Annotated in this window: 14 protein-coding genes and 1 tRNA gene; 5 read left to right on the top strand and 10 right to left on the bottom strand. The window is 29.2% G+C overall.

Translation table 11 applies throughout. The features are described 5' to 3' along the window. Positions 1–379: 379 nt before the first annotated feature. The 3 genes from ACSIGC_RS10015 to ACSIGC_RS10005 form a co-directional block, all read right to left on the bottom strand. Positions 380–453 (bottom strand) — tRNA-Arg (locus tag ACSIGC_RS10015). Positions 454–497: 44 nt separating this feature from the next. Then, a complete protein-coding gene (locus tag ACSIGC_RS10010; protein WP_442264685.1) occupies positions 498–725 on the bottom strand; it encodes a putative signal transducing protein in 228 nt (75 codons plus the stop codon). A gap of 660 nt (positions 726–1,385) precedes the next feature. Beyond that, on the bottom strand, positions 1,386–2,717 hold the full coding sequence (locus ACSIGC_RS10005) for a hypothetical protein (RefSeq protein WP_442264684.1): 1,332 nt from the start codon (positions 2,715–2,717) through the stop codon (positions 1,386–1,388). A gap of 526 nt (positions 2,718–3,243) precedes the next feature. Here ACSIGC_RS10005 and ACSIGC_RS10000 point away from each other — a divergent pair. Next, a complete protein-coding gene (locus ACSIGC_RS10000; protein WP_442264683.1) occupies positions 3,244–4,185 on the top strand; it encodes a calcium/sodium antiporter in 942 nt (313 codons plus the stop codon). A gap of 72 nt (positions 4,186–4,257) precedes the next feature. Here the strand turns inward: ACSIGC_RS10000 and ACSIGC_RS09995 are convergent, their stop codons facing one another. Both ACSIGC_RS09995 and ACSIGC_RS09990 read right to left on the bottom strand, forming a co-directional pair. Next, positions 4,258–4,974 (bottom strand): LytR/AlgR family response regulator transcription factor, encoded by a 717-nt coding sequence (locus ACSIGC_RS09995; protein WP_442264682.1) that lies wholly within the window; start codon positions 4,972–4,974, stop codon positions 4,258–4,260. Next, positions 4,971–6,755, bottom strand: coding sequence for a tetratricopeptide repeat-containing sensor histidine kinase (locus ACSIGC_RS09990; RefSeq protein WP_442264681.1), 1,785 nt, complete (start codon positions 6,753–6,755; stop codon positions 4,971–4,973). The genes ACSIGC_RS09995 and ACSIGC_RS09990 overlap by 4 nt, the downstream gene beginning before the upstream one ends. 180 nt (positions 6,756–6,935) lie before the next feature. Here ACSIGC_RS09990 and ACSIGC_RS09985 point away from each other — a divergent pair, with 180 nt between their 5' ends. Beyond that, on the top strand, positions 6,936–7,781 hold the full coding sequence (locus ACSIGC_RS09985) for a M57 family metalloprotease (RefSeq protein ID WP_442264680.1): 846 nt from the start codon (positions 6,936–6,938) through the stop codon (positions 7,779–7,781). Between the two features lie 59 nt (positions 7,782–7,840). Here ACSIGC_RS09985 and ACSIGC_RS09980 read toward each other — a convergent pair whose 3' ends face one another. Continuing rightward, positions 7,841–8,851, bottom strand: a complete 1,011-nt coding sequence (locus tag ACSIGC_RS09980; protein ID WP_442264679.1) for a glutamine synthetase beta-grasp domain-containing protein — start codon at positions 8,849–8,851, stop codon at positions 7,841–7,843. A gap of 157 nt (positions 8,852–9,008) precedes the next feature. Here ACSIGC_RS09980 and ACSIGC_RS09975 point away from each other — a divergent pair, with 157 nt between their 5' ends. Further along, on the top strand, positions 9,009–11,192 hold the full coding sequence (locus tag ACSIGC_RS09975; RefSeq protein WP_442264678.1) for a glutamine synthetase III family protein: 2,184 nt from the start codon (positions 9,009–9,011) through the stop codon (positions 11,190–11,192). Positions 11,193–11,258: 66 nt separating this feature from the next. Beyond that, positions 11,259–12,437: an AIR synthase related protein gene (locus tag ACSIGC_RS09970; RefSeq protein WP_442264677.1), complete on the top strand. Its 1,179-nt coding sequence runs from the start codon at positions 11,259–11,261 to the stop codon at positions 12,435–12,437. 44 nt (positions 12,438–12,481) lie between these two features. Here the strand turns inward: ACSIGC_RS09970 and ACSIGC_RS09965 are convergent, their stop codons facing one another. The 4 genes from ACSIGC_RS09965 to ACSIGC_RS09950 all read right to left on the bottom strand — a co-directional run bounded on the left by ACSIGC_RS09965 (position 12,482) and on the right by ACSIGC_RS09950 (position 15,400). After that, a complete protein-coding gene (locus ACSIGC_RS09965) occupies positions 12,482–13,102 on the bottom strand; it encodes a hypothetical protein (protein WP_442264676.1) in 621 nt (206 codons plus the stop codon). A gap of 32 nt (positions 13,103–13,134) precedes the next feature. Then, positions 13,135–13,545 (bottom strand): hypothetical protein, encoded by a 411-nt coding sequence (locus ACSIGC_RS09960; RefSeq protein ID WP_442264675.1) that lies wholly within the window; start codon positions 13,543–13,545, stop codon positions 13,135–13,137. 206 nt (positions 13,546–13,751) lie between these two features. Further along, a complete protein-coding gene (locus ACSIGC_RS09955) occupies positions 13,752–14,831 on the bottom strand; it encodes a hypothetical protein (RefSeq protein WP_442264674.1) in 1,080 nt (359 codons plus the stop codon). Positions 14,832–14,833: 2 nt separating this feature from the next. Further along, the gene (locus tag ACSIGC_RS09950) at positions 14,834–15,400 is read right to left on the bottom strand and encodes a YceI family protein (protein ID WP_442264673.1); all 567 of its coding nucleotides are present in this window, start codon (positions 15,398–15,400) and stop codon (positions 14,834–14,836) included. Between the two features lie 482 nt (positions 15,401–15,882). Between ACSIGC_RS09950 and ACSIGC_RS09945 the strand changes: the two genes are divergently transcribed. Continuing rightward, entirely contained in the window at positions 15,883–16,578 is a 696-nt protein-coding gene (locus ACSIGC_RS09945; protein ID WP_442264672.1) for a sulfite exporter TauE/SafE family protein, read from the top strand. Position 16,579 lies beyond the last annotated feature (1 nt).

Genomic DNA, 16,579 nt, shown 5'->3' with positions numbered 1-16,579 from the left:
TTAAATAAATTGTTAATTAATGTGAAGCAAAAACTTTTTTAAGTCACTTTTTAATATGAGTAATATTAAAAATTGGTTTTAGTGTATTTATGTTTTTTAGCGATTTGAAGTATGCCTTGACAAGAAATTGACTTTGTAATTCATTTTTTAATAGATTTTTTAATCGGGGTACCTTAAAAATAAGAAAATTTATTTAAAATATTTGAAAATGAAGTAGTTTAGTGTGTTTTGATTTCTTTAAAACATGTAAAAAGAACTTTTTTATATCGAAAAAAATAATAATGTAGAGAAATAAGAAGGTTTGGCTTTGAATGTTTTTTGCTTTTAGTAAGGGTTTAAAAACAAAAAAGCTCTTTAAAGTTAATTTAAAGAGCTATTGTGACCTCGGCAGGATTCAAACCTGCAACCTCTTGAGCCGTAATCAAGTGCACTATTCAGTTATGCTACGAGGCCGTTTTTGCGGATGCAAATATATAAGTTTTTTTTAAATCTTAAAATTATTTAGAAAATTCTTTTTTAAAATTTTCTAAAGCTTCACTTGCTTTTTCTGAATCCGACTCGTTAATTAAAAGGTCAACAGATTGTCCTAGTGTTGCAAAACCAGCTAATCTTCCAGATTCATGATTGTCTTTAATAATTGAGGCTATGCCTAATTCATCTAGAATTTGTGCTAATCTATTTACAATTATAGATGTTCCTGAAAAAAGTTTAATGTAATCACTCATAATCAAAATTTTTAAAAATTAATCTAATGCGTTTTTTGTGATATAAGCTCTCCATCCAATTATTACTAGTTGAAATTTAGATGCTTTTGAAATATCCAACTGTCTCTTGGTGAAAGACGGAAGCAAGATTTTATTGATTTTGGCTAAGGCCTTAAATAATTTTTTTCTCATTATAAAAGGTTTGTAATCAAATATAATGAAAAAGGATGGAAAAGTGATGAGACTTGGCTCATCACTTTTCACTTTTTCGTTTTCACTTTTTCGTTTTCACTTTTTCGTTTTCACTTTTTCGTTTTCACTTTTTCGTTTTCACTTTTTCGTTTTCACTTTTTCGTTTTCACTTTTTCGTTTTCACTTTTTCGTTTTCACTTTTTCGTTTTCACTTTTTCGTTTTCACTTTTTCGTTTTCACTTTTTCGTTTTCACTTTTTCGTTTTCACTTTTTCGTTTTCACTTTTTCGTTTTCACTTTTTCGTTTTCACTTTTTCGTTTTCACTTTTTCGTTTTCACTTTTTCGTTTTCACTTTTTCGTTTTCACTTTTTCGTTTTCACTTTTTCGTTTTCACTTTTTCGTTTTCACTTTTTCGTTTTCACTTTTTCGTTTTCACTTTTTCGTTTTCACTTTTTCGTTTTCACTTTTTCGTTTTCACTTTTTCGTTTTCTAATTCTTCTTTTCAATCATTTTCTTAGCTAATTCAGCACCAATTAACGATTGTAGCAAATTCCCACTGTTCTTATTTCCTGTACTTCCTTCTATGTAGGTAGTCGGAAGTTTTAAGTCTTTTAATTCTTTAGCAACTCCCACTGCGGTTTTGTATTCCCATTCTGCTTTTTCTTGAGGTGTAAGTCCTGCACTTACCAACCTTTGATTTTCATAAGCTTGAGCATCTGCGGCTAACTTTTTACTTTTTGCTTTGTATTGTTCAACTTCATATTGTTTCTTTTCTTTTGTTAAATTAAATTCAGCAACTTTTGCTTCTGTTTCAGCTGCAATGGTCTGTTGTATTTGTGCTTTTTCTAATCTAGCTCTTTCTTTTGCTTTTTCTGCTTCTCCTTTTGCTTTTTCTTTTTGTGCGCGATAAAATTCTCTTTCAGCTTGTTGTTTTTCTAATTGTGTTTGTGCAACTTCTTCTTTCTGTAATTGTAATCTGTTGTCAAAAGTATCCTCCCAATCAATTTCAGTTACTACAGCTTGTACTACGGTTAAACCGTATGATTTTAATGAGTTTCCTTTTACTCTTACAGGTTCGCCATTTTTCATTTTTATTCTGAATCTTTTTTGGCGTGATTCTTTGTTTGGAATAGTTCTAGTTACAGTGCTGTCACCAATAATTTCTGGTTTTTGGTTTTCAGCATATTCTTCTAAAACATACATTCCATTTTCTAATTGATCTTGAAAATATCTATCGAAATCTGCAGCCTGACCAGAAATATAATCTTGGGCAGCCATAAGCTTACAAGTGTTCTTTATAGATTGATCGATATTTGGTATAATTCTAGATCGTATTAAATTCTTTTCTGTTTTGTTTCTATCAGCAACTGATAAAAACTGTTTTTCATCTGAAATATCAATGCTTATTACAATTGATGTAGCAATCTTCCCTTTTACAGCATCGTTAAATTCCCATTGACGTGATTTGTCTACATAGGCATACTGACTTTGATCTCCTAATTGTCCCTTTTTATTTGGTATTACATATTTTACTGGGATTTCAAATTGTATAGGGATTAATCTTCCCCACATTTTAGTTTTTAAACCTTGTTGAAATACAGCTTTTTGTCCACCCCATGGATATTGAACAGCGTAAGCAGTTCCTGGTTCAGCATAAAAGAATATTCCAGAGGTTATGCTTAATAATATACCTGTAATAATCACAGTAATACTTTTCTGTGTTGTTAGCCATTCTAAATCTTTTGTTTGTTTAAAGAAGGGTTTTATTACAATAGATGCAAATCCTAATAGAATTAATAAAATTCCGAAAAATGTTAGCATAGTTAGTTTAATGTTTTAAATAGTTGTTGTTAAAAAATAGTTTGAATTATACTTGATACAAGTTCAATAAAAGCTACTGTTAATTTCAATATGATAGTTATCATTTTTTATGTTGTTTTTAGTTAGTAATTTGATCAATTTCGAAATTGTTTGATGAATATATGACGAACGAAATATGATTACCAAATTTTTGAAATAGATTTAATCTAATTGGATTTATATATGAAGTCAAAAAAGTTAAAAAAGTTTTAAAATGAAACATGTTTTACTTATTTTTAGTTTTTATATATAATGTAAATGTTTATTTTGTGTTTTTATGTGTAATAAAATAAAGGGCTCTTTTTAATCGTGTTTTGAAAGCAAAGGAAAAATGATGTTTTCAAGAAGGGGAAAACTTGCTTTTTATCTTTTGGATGAAAAAATCATAGAAATTTTCAAGATTAAAATTTGTTGATTTTTTGTTATTAAAAATTGAAATTTAAACAACGTATAATTGTCTATATTCGCAATAAAAAATATAACTAGTATGAGTATTGTGTATGTTCTTGTTGGATTGGTGTTGTTAGTTTTTGGAGGAGATTTTTTAGTGAAAGCTTCAGTAGGTCTTTCTTTTAAATTGAGCATATCAAAAATGGTGATAGGTATGACTGTGGTTTCTTTTGCTACTTCTGCACCAGAATTATTGGTTAGTTTACAAGCTGCTTTAGATGGTTCACCTGCTATAGCTATTAATAATGTAATAGGGTCTAACATTGCAAACATCGGTTTGGTTCTTGGTGTTACTGCTTTAATAGGTCCAATAGCAGTTAGTAAAGATTTTTTAAAATTGAATTGGCCTGTAATGATGCTCTTTTCTTTAGTTATTTTTTATTTCCTTCAGAATGATAATCAATTAACTAACACAGAAGGGATAATTTTATTTTTAGGTTTAGTTGTTTTCTTAATTGTCCTAATTAAATCAGCAAAAGAGGAAGATGCAGATTCAGATGAAGTTGATGATAAATTAGCTGCTATAAGTTATGGTAAAATTTCTGTTTGGTTACTAATTGGAGCTGTAGCATTGTATTTTGGTTCCGATTTGTTAGTTAAAGGAGCAAAAGATTTAGCACAAAGTGTTGGTGTTAGTGAAGGTGTGATTTCAATAACGATGATTGCGATTGGGACAAGTGTTCCTGAATTAGCAGCTTCTGTTATTGCAGCTGTAAAAGGAGAGAAGGCGATTTCATTAGGTAACTTAATAGGATCTAATATTTTTAATATAGCATCAGTTTTAGGTTTGACATCTATAATTAAGACTATTCCTGTAACTGAACCTCAAATTTTAACTAGGGATATTTATTGGATGTTAGCTTTTGCTTTTGTGATTTTACCTTTAATATTTATTCCTGAAAAATTTAAGTTAAGTAGATTAAAAGGTGCGATACTATTTTTAGGATATTGTGTTTTTGTTTACCTCGCTTTTGTTTAGTTTAAGTAATTTCGGAAAGAAATAGAATTTCCATGGAAGAAAAACTAAATGGTAAAATAGGTGTTATAGATTCTAAATTTGATTTAGTAGTAATTTTTTTTTGTCTCTTGAAATAGAAAGCTTTTTTCCGTCAACCATTACAATATGTCCACCGTTATCGTTGCTTATAAGTTTTAGGTAATTAGTGTTTATTAGATTAGATTTATGAGGTCTAAAAAAACTTAAATAATTTAATTTTTCTTCAAAAAATTTAAGGTTTTTGGATACCATTATCGATGAATTATCTTTTAAAAAAATTGAAGTGTAATTGCCGTTAGCAATGCAATACATAATTTCTTTAATTTTTATAATATGAGAACCTTTGTTGTCAGATAGAATTATTTGAGGAGATTTATTAAAAACCTGAAGTTTTTTCTCTTTTTCTATTATTTGTAATGTTTTATCAATAGCTTGAAAAAGTTTTGCAGGGTCTAAGGGTTTAAGTAAATAGTCTATAGCGTTATGTTTATATCCTTTCAGTGCAAATTCTTCATGTGCAGAAATAAAAATAATTTTAGAGTTAATAACTTTATACTTGGGAAGTAAATCAAATATAGTTTGTTTTTCTAGTTGAATGTCGCAAAAAATAATATCTGGATTTAAGTTGTTTAATACTTGATTGATGGAGTTTTTGTCTTTTGCTTCACCAATAACAGTGATATTTGGTTTATATGTTTTTAATAATAGTTTAAGTGTCTTGCGAGCTAATTTTTCGTCATCTATAATAACACAGGTTGTTGGGTTTTTCATGTTGAAGGGATTATAGGGAGTTTGATGGTTACTTTAGTTCCTAGTGGATTTTGGCTTGAGTCAAAAAGATCTTCTATATGAAGTTGAGTTTCTTTGTGACCTATTTTTTTTAAAAGCTTTATACGTTCATTAGTGTTTTTGGTACTTATGGATAAATGAGATTCGTGTTTGTGTGCTTTTTTGTTTACAGTTTTTCTTCCAACACCGTTGTCTTGAATAATACAAATAATATGATTTTTATCGCAAGAAAAAGTTAGCTCTAGGCGATTTTGTTTTTTTGATCCAAGTCCATGCAAAATAGCATTTTCTATATGAGGTTGTATAATCATAGAAGGTATTTTGGGGTTTGTTAATGATAAAATAGGATCTATAGTTATAATAAGCTTAAATTGTTTGTCAAATCTTTTATTTTCTAAATTTATATAGGTTTTAATGATTTCAATTTCATCATCAAAATTGATGTATAAACTTTCGGAATTAGATAATATTTTTCTTATAAGATGAGATAATTCTCTCATATGAGAGCTGGCTTCAAGTTCATTTTTATGAAGAATATGTCCTTGTAGTGTATTAAATGAGTTAAAAAGGAAATGAGGATTCATCATTGATTTTAAAGATTTAAGTCTGGTTAGAGTTATATCTTCATTTAATAAAGAAATCTTTAAACGATTTTTTTGATAAAAAATCAAAAGTATTAAAATACATGTTAAGCATAATAAACCTATGGAGAAGGCTAATTTTTGAGTGTTTTGAATCTGTCTCGAAGAAGATTCATTTTTTTTCTCTAGTGAGTTTATTAATTGATTTTTTTTATTTAATACTTTGTAATATTCAAGTTTGGCAATTTCTTTTTTTAAGTTGTCTTTATCGAATTGTAATAAAAACTTTTCTTTTATTTTCCTGTATTTTAGTGCTTCTTTGTAATTCTTTTTAATTTCATATATAGATGCTAAATCATTTAAGCTTAATAAATGTGATGTAGGGTTTATCCTTCTTGTTGTATTAATTGACTTCTTGTAATAAAAGATAGCAGAATTATAGTTTTTTTGTTTATAATGTAATTCTCCTACAGTGTTAAAAAAGTAAGATTCAAAATATTCTGAGGTTTTTTTATAATCTATATTGTTAATGTTAATATTCTTATTTATAATAGTGGCGGCTTTTTTATACAAACCTTGTTTTATGTAACTGTATGCTATGTTGTTAACTGAGGCAAAAAAATGAGATGTATAGTCAGGGTTATCTTTAAAAATAGTATAAGCTTTCTTAGAGTAATATGCAGAAGAGTCGTGGTGTTCAAAATCAAAAGTTGTAGAAATATTTAAATAAGAAGTGGCTATTTTATAGATTTGATTGGGTTCTAAATACTGTACTGCGTCTTTAAAGATAGCTCTAGCTAATCTATATTCTTGTAATTCATTTATTAAACGTCCTTTATTCGTGTAAAAAGACCATTTATTTTTATAAGAATTATTATGGGCAAGTATTTCTTCAGCTTTATTAAATGAAATTAAAGACTTTAAATATTCTTTATTTTGTTTGTATTTCTTAGCTAAAAAAAAGTAAGATTCGATTAGATGGTTTTCATTTTTTATGTTTTTGTCGATTTGATTTGTTATTTGTAGAAAAGAGTCAATAACTTCAATTTTTGTATAGTTAGATTCTAATTTTTTGAGTAATGAAATATCTAGAGAATCTCTAATAGCAGATCTATTTTGAGTATGCAGTGAAAATTGTTGAGAAATGAAAAATAATGTTAAATAAATGACTGTTAATTTCATTTTTTTTAAACTATTATTTAATGGTTTGGTTGTAAAGTTATGGAAAATAATGGTTTAACACTTAAAAGTTACAGTTAATGAATTATTTCTTACTGATGGTGTAGTGATGTTTTGAATTTGATGATTACTAGTATAGATTCGTTTTTAATATTTTTTTAACAATTTAATTAATGTAATATTATGAAAAATTCACTTAAACTATTATTTATTGTTTTTATCGCAATTTTGTTCTCTTGTGAAAAAGAGGTTATAGAAGAGAGACCAGAAAATTTAGAGGTCTCGCAAAAAGTTTTAGATAAAATAGAAGCATTAAAACTTAATTATAAAGATGTAACAAAAAAGGTGGTGAAAGATATTGATGGTTCTATAAATGATTACTATTTTATAGAAGGAGATATTGCTATGACTTATGATCAAATTATGGATATGAAAATTCATAATGATGAGGGCGTGTCAGCAAGGCAATATCATACTTATAATTTAGTTAGTACTCCTAGGGTTATTCGAGTAGTTGGATACAATGGAAATAATAGTTTTGGTTTAGGTTCGGTAGCTAGAAGGGGGTTACAGTATGCTGTTGCAAATTACAATAATATAAACTTAGGTTTTCGACTTGAATTAGTTTTTTCTACTAACTTCAGTAGTAACGATATTGTTGTGTACACTCAAACGAATAGTTCGGTAATTCCTCAAGATGGAGTTAGAGGAAGCGCGGGATTCCCGTCTGGAGGAGAGCCTTTTAAAAGAGTAATGATTAATGGGGGTGCTAATAGAAATGGAGACGATCAATTGCTTGAGGGGTTAATGACTCATGAGTTAGGGCATTGTTTTGGGCTTAGACATGTTGATTGGTTTTCAAGAGAATCATGTGGTCAAAGTGGAGAGCCTGTGAATCCTGAAGGAGCTATTCATATTCCAGGGACGCCAACAGGAAGAGATCCAGGGTCTATTATGAATGCTTGTTTTCCTCATAACAATGGAGAATTTGGCCAATACGATATAGTTGCTTTACAGTATCTTTATTAAAAGATGAAATAAAGTAAAAATCCGTTAAATTTTATGTTTAACGGATTTTTTTTAGAAAATTAAATTTTTGCATTTTTTACTGTCTCAACAATTCTTCCTGCCACTTTGTATGGATCAGCATTAGAAGCTGGACGACGATCCTCTAACCATCCTTTCCATCCTTTTTCTACAGTAATAATTGGAATACGGATAGAAGCGCCTCTGTCAGATACACCATAGCTAAAATCGTTAATAGAAGCGGTTTCGTGTAATCCTGTTAAACGTTGGTCGTTATATTCTCCATAAACAGCAATGTGTTCTTTTGCTACTGGTCTGAATGCTTCACATACCTTTTCATAAGTTTCTTTACTTCCGCAAGTTCTTAATAAAGTATTTGAGAAGTTGGCGTGCATACCAGAACCGTTCCAGTCTCCTTTAATAGGTTTTGGGTGGTATTCAATATAATATCCATACTTTTCAGTTAATCTATCTAATAAATAACGAGCAACCCAAATTTCATCACCAGCTTTTTTAGCTCCTTTAGCAAATAATTGGAATTCCCATTGACCAGATGCAACTTCTTGGTTGATTCCTTCAAAGTTTAATCCAGCAGCAATACATAAATCGGCGTGTTCTTCTACAAAATCACGACCATGGGTGTTTTTACCTCCTACAGAACAATAATACATTCCTTGAGGTCCAGGGTAACCACCGATAGGGAAACCTAAAGGAAGTTGAGTGTGAGTGTCCATGATAAAGTATTCTTGTTCAAATCCAAACCAGAAATCATTATCATCATCATCAATGTTTGCTCTTGCGTTAGAATCATGAGCTGTTCCATCTGCATTTAAAACTTCTGTCATTACTAAATATCCATTATCACGAGCTGGATCTGGATATATAGCTACAGGTTTTAATAAACAATCAGAATCTCCTCCTTCAGCTTGTTTTGTAGATGATCCATCAAAAGACCAAACAGGACAATCGTCTAATTTACCACTAAAGTCTTCAATAACTTTAGTCTTACTTCGCATGTTTTGAGTTGGATAGTATCCATCTAACCAAATGTATTCTAACTTAGATTTAGCCATGATTTTTTATAACGTTAATTATTTATTATGCAAAAATGTATATTTTTTAATGTACCCCCAAATTTTTTAGGGGTAAAAATTGTTTTTTTTTAAAAAAAATAATTTAACCCCTATTTTTTTAGGGTATTAATATTAATTTAGCTAAAAATTATTAATAATGGCTACGATTAGATTTAATGCACTACAGGAAACAATGAATAGAAAACCTATTTTCGTTGAGGAAAAGGAAAGACGCTCTAAGTTGTATGCAGAATTTGTATTCGATGAGAGATCGATGTTACAATATATGACCAGTGAAGCTTATAAGAGTGTAAGTGAAGCTATAGAATTTGGATATAAAATTGATAGAAAAATTGCAGATCAAATAGCAGTGAGTATGAAAGAATGGGCTTTGTCTAAAGGAGCGACACATTATACGCATTGGTTTCAACCGTTAACAGGTTCTACAGCAGAAAAGCATGACGCTTTTTTTGAAACTGTAGGAGGAGGAAATGCAATGGAGTTATTTGATGGAGGAAAATTAGTACAGCAAGAACCAGACGCTTCTTCTTTTCCTCATGGAGGGATTCGAAATACATTTGAAGCTCGTGGTTATACAGCTTGGGATCCTACTTCTCCAGCATTTATATATGAAACAACTTTATGTATTCCAACAGTTTTTGTTGCCTATACAGGAGAGGCTTTAGATAATAAAACACCTTTATTAAGAGCGTTGCAAGCTGTTGATGACGCTGCAACTGCTGTTTGTAAATATTTTGATAAAAATGTAACTAAGGTTTCTGCTACTTTGGGTTGGGAGCAGGAGTATTTTTTAATTGATAAAGCTTTAGCAGCTTCTCGCCCTGATATTATGATGACAGGGAGAACTTTGCTAGGTCATGCATCAGCAAAAGGACAACAACTAGACGATCATTATTTTGGTTCAATTCCAACTCGTATTTTAAATTTCATGCGAGATTTAGAGCAAGAATGTATGTTACTTGGAATTCCAGTTAAGACTAGGCATAATGAAGTTGCGCCGAATCAGTTTGAGGTTGCGCCAATTTTTGAAGAAGCAAATCTAGCTGTTGATCATAATTCATTATTAATGGATTTGATGAAAAAGGTTTCTCAAAAACATAACTTTAAAGTCTTGTTTCATGAAAAACCTTTTAAAGGAATTAATGGGTCTGGAAAACATAATAACTGGAGTTTAAGTACAAATACAGGAGTTAATTTGTTGAGTCCTGGTAAAACACCAATGAAAAACCTTCAGTTTTTAACTTTTTTTGTAAACACAATTAAGGCAGTTTATGAGTATGAAGAGTTAATTAGGGCATCGATCGCAAGTGCAGGCAACGATCATCGATTAGGTGCAAATGAAGCGCCGCCAGCAATTATATCTGTATTTATTGGTTCTCAACTTTCTCAGGTTTTAGATGAATTGGAGAACGTAACCAAAGGAAAACTTTCTCCAAAGGAAAAAACAGATTTGAAGCTTAATATTATCGGTAAAATTCCAGAAATTTTATTGGACAATACAGATAGGAATAGAACATCACCATTCGCATTTACTGGAAATAAATTTGAATTAAGAGCTGTGGGTTCTTGGTCAAATTGTGCTGGACCAATGACCGTATTGAATACAATTATTGCAAAACAACTTAAAGATTTTAAAGTAGAAGTTGATAAGCTGGTAGATAGCAAAGGATTGAAAAAAGATGAAGCTGTATTTAATGTATTGCGTGAATATATTAAAGCTTCAAAAGATATTCGATTTGAAGGTGATGGCTATGGGGATGCTTGGGAGAAAGAAGCTAAGAAAAGAGGTTTAAGTAATCATAGAACTACACCAGAAGCTTTAAAGGCTAAAATTAGTGAAAAAAGTATTGCTGTTTTTGAAGAAATGAAGGTTATGAATCGAGTTGAATTAAAAGCACGTCATGAAATTGAGTTGGAAGAATATGCTAAGTTAATTCAAATAGAAAGTAGAGTTTTAGGTGATATTTCTAGAAATCATGTAATTCCAACTGTAATACAGTATCAAAATACATTAATAGAAAATGTAAAAGGATTAAAAGAGATTTTTGGTCAAGATTATAAAAAGTATGCTTCAGAACAAATCGATTTAATTAAAAGAATATCCAATCATATTGTTGAAATTAATTCAATGATTGAAGAGATGACTAATCAGCGAAAAAAAGCAAATCGATTATCGGGACAAAAAAATGCGGAAGCTTATTGTGGTAAAGTAAAACCATATTTAGAAGATATTCGTTACCATGTAGATAGGTTGGAGTTGTTAGTTGACGATAATTTATGGCCATTAACAAAATATAGAGAACTTTTATTTACAAGATAAATATCTGATTTAAGTTTGCATTTCGCTGCAATAATTTAACTTTGCATCCAACAACAACACAAAATAATGAGTCAAGAAGTTTCTAAAAGATATGCACAAAGAGGTGTTTCTGCATCTAAAGAAGATGTGCATAATGCGATTAAGAATATTGATAAAGGTTTATTTCCAAAAGCATTCTGTAAAATCGTACCAGATTATTTAACAAACGATGATGAGTATTGTTTAATTATGCATGCAGATGGTGCTGGAACAAAGTCGTCATTAGCATATATGTATTGGAAAGAAACTGGAGATGTTTCTGTATGGAAAGGTATTGCTCAAGATGCTTTAATCATGAATATCGATGATTTATTATGTGTTGGAGCTACAGATAATATTATGTTGTCTTCTACTATTGGTAGAAATAAAAATTTAATTCCAGGTGAAGTTTTATCGGCAATTATAAACGGAACAGAAGAATTAATTGCTGAGTTAAAAGAATTTGGAGTAACGATTCATTCAACAGGTGGTGAAACTGCTGATGTTGGAGATTTAGTACGAACAATTATCGTAGATTCTACTGTAACTGCTCGTATGAAGCGTGAAGATGTAATTGATAATGCAAATATCCAAGCTGGAGATGTAATTGTTGGTTTGTCTTCTTTCGGAAAAGCGTCTTATGAAAAGGAGTACAATGGAGGAATGGGGAGTAACGGATTAACTTCTGCTCGTCATGATGTTTTCAATAATTATTTAGCTGAAAAATATCCAGAGAGTTTTGATGCTGCTGTGCCTTCTGATTTAGTGTATTCTGGAAATGTTAAGCTTACCGATGAAGTTGAAAATTCACCAATTGATGCTGGTAAATTAGTGCTTTCTCCAACAAGAACATATGCGCCAATTATAAAAGAAATTTTATCAAAATATAAATCAGACTCAATTCACGGAATGATTCATTGTTCTGGTGGAGCGCAAACAAAAATTTTACACTTTGTAGATCATCTTCATATTGTAAAAGATAATATGTTCGAAATTCCACCATTATTTAAATTGATACAAGAACAATCAAAAACAGATTGGAAAGAAATGTATCAAGTATTTAACTGCGGACATAGAATGGAGCTTTACGTTAAACCTGAAGTTGCCGAAGAAATTATCGAAATTTCGAAATCTTTCAATGTAGATGCTCAAATTATTGGTAGAGTAGAAGCTTCAGAAAATAAGAAGCTTACTATTAAAAGTGAATTTGGAACTTTTGAGTATTAAAATATTTTTATCCAGAGATAGTTACTATCTCTGGATTTATTTTTTTACTTAATTCTTATAGATACATTCCAAAAACCGTCATTATCACCAGACCAAGGATCGTTATTCGCTAACTGTAAAACAGTGTCAGTAGCTGCCGTAATTTGACCAGATGACCCGATATATTGAGGTAAACTTCCTGCTTGTGCCACCAGACTATTTTTAACTTTTCCTGGTGCAGGGGCACTTCCATCAGCAACAGAATTATCTTCTCCTTCAGGACTAAAAGGCCAACTTCCAAAAGGGCCAAAAGAGATAATACCAGTAGCAGTAATGTAAGCAGTTTCTCCTTCTTTCATTTCAATACCTGTGCTTCTCCATCCTTGATCTTTACCTCTTATTTTTTCACGATGAACTTTACTGGATTCAAAGTTGTTTATGTTGTTTTGATTAATAATACCTGTTATACCATCTAACAGACCTGTAAAGGTTTTTAAACCTGAAATCCATTCTTTTGGAATAATTGGCATAGCTTGAATTGCTATTAAAATAGGTCTTATAATTTTGTAAATATTACCAATTTCTTTTATCATGTCTGCAGTTTCAACATTTTCTTTCAGTACCGCTGAAACACGTAAATTATCTTTTTGATCTATTATAGTTTTATTGATTTTTTCAAAAGTCATTTTATTCGTTTTTTTATATTTAATAGAATTACTTACCCTATTAAATCTTTATATTTAGAAAGTATTTTTTCAGTATCAGAATAATCTTTATTAATAAGGTTTAAGTAAAGTTGATAATATTCAGGATCTCTAGCTATAACATCTCTTACTAAGTTGTAGATTTTATTGTGTGCTCTATGCTCTTCTTTAATAATAGACCAAGGTAATTTTGCTAACCAGCTTATTGGGTTACTACGTTGTAATTTTGGAATATGTTTGATTAATGCTACAGCTACTGCATATTTTTTAGATTTTTCAAATCCTTGATACATTAAAAGAGTTGCAACTCGTAAAGAATGGCGATTAATTTCTGGTTTTTGCTGTCCAGGATAAAAGAATTCAAAAGTATTATTAATAGCTTCAACCTTTTCATTGTAGTTCTGTGTGGTTATTTCTACTTCCATTTTTTAAAGTTTAATTTATTTTTTTACTTTCTTAGTTTGATCAAATAGAATTTAGTTTGGAATAAAATTATTTAGAAAATGGAGTTTTTATATACTCATAAATAGGTAATTATGTGTTTTGTGGTGGCCTGTGTAAATAAAAAAAAACTCACTTTTATAGTGAGTTTTTTGTTATCAAGTTATGACTGATGAAGTGTTTAGGAAATCTAATTACACAAACCTTTGACTAGATTTATACTTTTTAGTATAATCCATGTTTTGTGGTTATAGTCTTTTGGTGAAAATTTGAAAAGAAGAAAATTCTTTTTATTCTTTTTACAGTAATTACTTTCTACAATTACATTTAACTTTAATGTAGTGTTGGTTGCAAATCTATCATAAGTATTAATTTCTCCTATGTATATAGTAGTTTCACCAATTATTTTGTTTTTTTGAATTTTAGCTGAAGCTTTATATTTTTTTAAATGTTTATTGTTTTCTATGTGATTTAATCCATCAAAGTATTTCTGTAAATTTATAGCTAATTCTTTTTCGGTAATTTTTCTGTCTAAGTTAATACTCCAAGCATAAACATAAGACCAAAAATTCGAGTGTTTTGGATTTCTCCATCCTTCAGGAGGAAACCTAACTTCTGCTATTCCTTCATAGTTTATATTTTTTGCAAAAGGAATAGGAAAAGGAAAAACTTCTTTTCCCCATGAAGTATCAAGTTTAAAAATGGATGTATAATTCTGTTTAGTTTCAATTTCTTTTAAACTATTCCATATAGGATTATTATAATCTTTTGGAGATATGTAAAAAGTAATAATAGATTCTTTAAATAATTTGTCGAAGAACTGTTTTCCTTGAATATTTACTGTAGTCATTTTACCGGTATGAAAACCATCAAAAAAAGTCATTGTTCCAAAAAAACCATTGCCTTTATTTTGAAAGATAACTTTAGGCTGAGGAAAATTTTTAGACCAATGATTTGGTTTCATTACTCCATCAAAATAATTTTTAAAGTTATTTTCTATTTCCTTTAAAGAAATTGTTTTTTCAGAATCAATTTTCCACCCCATTATTAAAGACCAAAATTCATCATTTTTTGGATCCGACCAATTTGGTGTAAAAATGAGTTCTTCAAATCCAGTAAGTTTTACTTTTGGAGCCCAATTAATAGGGAATTCAATAATTTCTGTTTTCCAATTTTTCTTGTTTTCAAAAATTTTTAATTGCTCTTTCTTTTGAGGAAAAAGAAGTGAAATTTGAAGTAAGAATAATAAAGTTAATATTGTCTTTCTCATAATTATAATTTTATGCTAACTTCAAATGCTAAAGCATCAGAAATAGCATAATCTTTTACTTTGCTGGTGTAATTTACATTCCATTTTCTTCGATCTATCTTAAAACGTGTATTCATTTCTTTTTTATCAAAATCAAAATTTGCTCTGAAATTAATTGGTTTTGTAATTCCTTTAAGTGTTAATTTTGCTTCAATTCTAGCCTTGCTTTTTTCTGAATACTCAACTTTAGTAATTACTAAACTTGTTAATGGGAATTTCTTCACATCAAAAAAATCAGGATCTTTTAAATGATCAATCAAATTATCTTTTCCTTCTTGTTCTTTAATATCATTATTAGTCATTGAATTCATATCAATAATAAATTCACCTCCAGTAATTTTATCTCCTTTTTTTATAAAAAAGCCTTCTTTAAATTTTATAAAACCATCGTGTTTTCCAAAATGAAATGTAAGTTCTCCAGTCCACTTAATTGTACTTTGTTCTGTGTTTATAGTTAATTTTTCTTGAGCTATACTTTTAGTTATTGTACTAAATAAAACACAAACAAATAGAATAATAATTTTTCTCATTGATTTAATTTTTAAAATTCTGAGTAAAACTATTTCGGTATCCCGTTAAAACTGTCAAACGATTGTAAAAGAAATGTAAAAAGTTGTCAATAAACCCTTAATTATAAACTATTATTACTTTAAGTGTTGTTTTTTATTCATTTCTGAAAATTGAAGAGAGTTATTCATCAAAATTTTCAATCTTCTGCTATGCAATCTTATATATAATAAAATGTTTCTATTTCGTGCTTAATTTTGTAAAAATCTATTTCAGTAATACGTTTTTTATTATTTGGTTGTTTTCTAAATTCTTTAAATATTGAAAAGTCATTTTTAATAACCATTGAATCGTTTGTTTTTTTTGTTTAAAAAGATGAATTCAACTTTAAAATTAATAAAACACAATAGAATTAATTTCCTACTAAAAAAATAGGTTTTTAATTTTGATTCAAAATTTTATTAGTTTTTTTACTGTGGTTTTAAGTGTGTTTTTAATATTAATATTGGCAATCTTTCTGGGTTTTTTTATTCAAACAGTAGTAGGGTTTGCGGGAGCATTAGTCGCTTTGCCAATTTTATTAATAGGTATGAGTTTGCAAGATGCAATTGCTTATTTAGCTTTATTCTATTTGTATTCTAGTATTATTTTAGTTTCTAAAGAATGGGAGAATATAGATAAATCAGTAATTCTTAAATTACTTTTAGCTACAATTATAGGCGTAGCTATAGGTATTTGGGTTTTACAATTCGGAAAGCCTTTTATTCTTAAAAAAATGCTCGGTGTTTTTATTTTATTGTATGTTATTTATACTACATTTCAGATAAAAAAAGAAGGAGTTAAAAACCCTAAACTTGGTTTTGTGTTTGGTTTGTTTGGTGGTTTTTTCTCTGGGTTGTTTTCTACAGGAGGACCCTTGTATGTTATGGTTGTAAAAAATGCTGTTGTAGATATGAAAGTTTTTAGAGCTACAATGATCGGTGTTTTAGCTTTAATTACAATTACCAGAGTTCCTATTCTATTTGTACAAGATATACTTACTGTGAATCATGTTTATGATTCGCTACTTGCTATTCCTGTCTTTTTATTAGCAACATTCTTAGGTAAGAAACTTTATTCTAAACTTAATGAAAAGGCTATGAAGAATATGGTTTTAAGTTTGCTTTTTATTTCAGGTATTGTTTTATTGATAAAGAGTTAAA

This window comes from Tenacibaculum aquaeponti (assembly GCF_052084715.1).
GTDB lineage: Bacteria > Bacteroidota > Bacteroidia > Flavobacteriales > Flavobacteriaceae > Polaribacter.
Note: the sequence above shows the minus strand (reverse complement) of the source record. Positions and strands in the feature narration are given on the sequence as shown.